This is a genomic window from Streptomyces sp. PH10-H1 (assembly GCF_030063355.1).
Lineage (GTDB): Bacteria > Actinomycetota > Actinomycetes > Streptomycetales > Streptomycetaceae > Actinacidiphila.
In genome coordinates, this window is sequence record NZ_JASISZ010000180.1 from 1 (window position 1) to 2,755 (window position 2,755).

The 2,755-nt window shown below is 69.5% G+C and carries 2 protein-coding genes; both read left to right on the forward strand.

Annotated features, from left to right (window positions below; translation table 11 throughout):
• Positions 1-204 precede the first annotated feature (204 nt).
• Positions 205-1,746, forward strand: coding sequence for an IS21 family transposase (gene istA / locus QMK24_RS40960; RefSeq protein ID WP_283472000.1), 1,542 nt, complete (start codon positions 205-207; stop codon positions 1,744-1,746).
• 75 nt (positions 1,747-1,821) lie between these two features.
• Positions 1,822-2,652, forward strand: coding sequence for an IS21-like element helper ATPase IstB (gene istB, locus QMK24_RS40965; protein ID WP_267719259.1), 831 nt, complete (start codon positions 1,822-1,824; stop codon positions 2,650-2,652).
• The last annotated feature ends 103 nt before the right edge of the window (positions 2,653-2,755 follow it).

Consider the following 2,755-nt stretch of genomic DNA (forward strand, 5'->3'; position numbering starts at 1 on the left):
TGAGAGCGGACAGCGCAAGATCCTTGTAGGCGGACATTTTGGATCCCGCTTGGCGGACAGCTGATCTCCCTGTCGGTACGGCCGTTCGTGTGCTTTCGAACCCAGGTACCGAACTGGTGATCCCTCCGGGGGTTTGCTCGCTGGTGTGAGGACAACGAGCTGGACCGCGCCGGAGGGACCGTGAAGAAGTCTTGCAGGGAGATCATGGAAATCTACGAGGCCCTGGACGCCACCGGGTGTGCGCATTCGGCTGCCCAACTGGCCGGGGTCGACCCGAAGACCGTCCGCAGGTACGCACGGATGAGGGACACCGGTCAGCCATCTGACGCACCGGTGATGCGGCCGAAGCTGATCGACCCGTTCCTTCCCAAGATCGAGGAATGGGTGGAACGTTCGCAAGGCAAGGCCCGCGCGGACAAGCTCCACGAGCGCCTGGTGCTGCTGGGGTTCACCGGCGATGAACGCACCACGCGCCGGGCGGTGGCGGTCGCCAAGGGCCGCTGGGACGCAGGGCACCGCAGAACGTATCGCCCATGGATCACCGAGCCGGGGCTGTGGGTCCAATTCGACTGGGGATGGGGCCCGAAAGTCCCTGGTCCCGGCGGCGGTGCGCCCCGCGTGACACTGCTGTTCTGCGCATGGCTGGCCTGGTCCAGGTTCCGGGTGGTGATCCCGGTCTGGGACCGGACCCTGCCCACGCTGATCTCCTGCGTCGACTCGATGCTGCGGGCGATCGGCGGAGTGCCGACCTATGCGCTGACCGACAACGAGAAGACGGTGACCATCGACAGGGTCGCCGGTGTCGCGGTCCGCCACCCCCAAATCGTGGCCGCGGGACGGCACTACGGCCTTCAAGTACATACGTGTGTGCCGTTCGACCCCGAATCGAAGGGCGGCAGCGAGGCCACGGTCCGCGTCGCGAAGGCCGACCTGGTGCCCACCGACGCCAACCTGCGGCCCGCCTACGACTCGTTCGCCGAACTGCGCGGGGCCTGCGCGATCTTCTGCCAACAGGTCAACAACCGGGTCCACCGTGAGACCGGCCGGGCCCCTTCCACCATGCTCGACATCGAGCGCACCCGCCTGCACGCGCTGCCCGCCGGCCCGCACACCCTCGCACTGGGCGAGTCGAGGCAGGTGCTGCGGGACCAGACGGTGCGCTTCGGGTCGGTGCGCTACTCGACCCCGCCCGGACTGGTCGGCCAGGAAGCGTGGGTGCGCGTCGACGGCGACGAGCTCGTCGTGGTCTGCGACCTGTCCCAGCTCGCCCACCGCCCCGAGTGGATGCAGGGCCCGGCCGGCCTGGCCGAGGTCGCCCGGCACCAGATCGCCCTGCCCGGGCGTCCGGTCATCGACACCGCCCATTACCCCGACCACCCCCAGGAGATGGACGGGTCCCCGCGCCCGCCCAAGGTCAAGCCCGGCAACGACGCCGAGGAAGCCTTCCTGGCACTGGGCCCCGGGGCGAAGTCCTGGCTGATCGAGGCCGCCGCGGCCGGAACCACCCGGATCCGGGTCAAGATGGCGGGCGCCGTCGAGCTCGCCGCCCTGGTCGGCACCGCCGAAGTCGACCTCTCACTCGGACTGGCGGCCATCAACCGGCGCTTCGCCGAGGGCGACCTGATGTCCATCGTCCAGCACCGCAAAGAGGCCGCCCGCCCCGCCGACCTGGTCGTCGCCGACGAGGCACACTCCGCGCAGCCCGGCACCGGCGCCTGGTCCGACTTCGGCCGCCCCGCCACCTGATCCCCCGTTCCCGGGCCGCGAAGCGGCCCGGGAACGGACAGTCCCGAACCATCCAGCAAGGAAAGGCAGTTGCCCATGGCCACCACAGCCGTCATCGATCCGCCCGAGCTGATCCCCGCCCCGTCCCCGGTCCCGCCCGCGCCTCTCGCGCCGCCGATCCCGGCCGAGCTGGACGCGGTGCTGCGAAGGATGCGGTTCCCCTACCTCCGCGCGGCGGCCCCCGACGTACTGGCCACCGCCCGGGCCCAACGCTGGGACCCCGCCGAGGTCGTGCGGATCCTGCTGGAGGCCGAGGCCCACGGCCGCAACGAGGCCACCCGCCGCAACCACCACCGCCAGGCCGGCCTGCCCTCCGGCAAGACCTTCGAGTCCTGGAAGGAAGCCGACTCCTCGATCCCGCTGCCCACCCAGCACGCACTGATGACCCTGGAATGGATCGGCCGCGCGGAGAATTTGGCTGTCACCGGGCCGTCGGGGACGGGCAAGAGCCACCTGGCGGAGGCCCTGGCCCACAAGGCCATCGACGCCGGGATGCAGGTCGCCTGGTTCACCCTGGAATCGCTGACCACCCACCTGGGGCGGGCCACCGTCGACAACACCGTCACCAAGGCCATCGCGAAGATCACCCGGTGCGATTTGATCGTCGTCGACGACATCGGCATGCTCCCGTCCGGACAGGCCGCCGCCGAAGCGTTTTACCGTGTCATCGACGCCGCATACGAGCGCCGCTCGGTGATCGTGACCTCGAACCTGCACCCCTCGGGATTCGATTCGATCATGCCCAAAACCCTGGCGACCGCGGCCGTCGACCGGCTCCTGCACCACGCCCACATCATCCTCACCGAGGGCTCCTCGCTTCGGCTCACCCAAGCCACCACAGGCCAGGGTGTCACCCCGTTGGCCTGAGCCCGACCGAGGGACAAATAGTCATACCGGACAGGGAGATCAGCTGTCCGCACACGAGGACCTGAACTGTCCGCTCACCCGGATGTCCCACTGTCCGTGGACA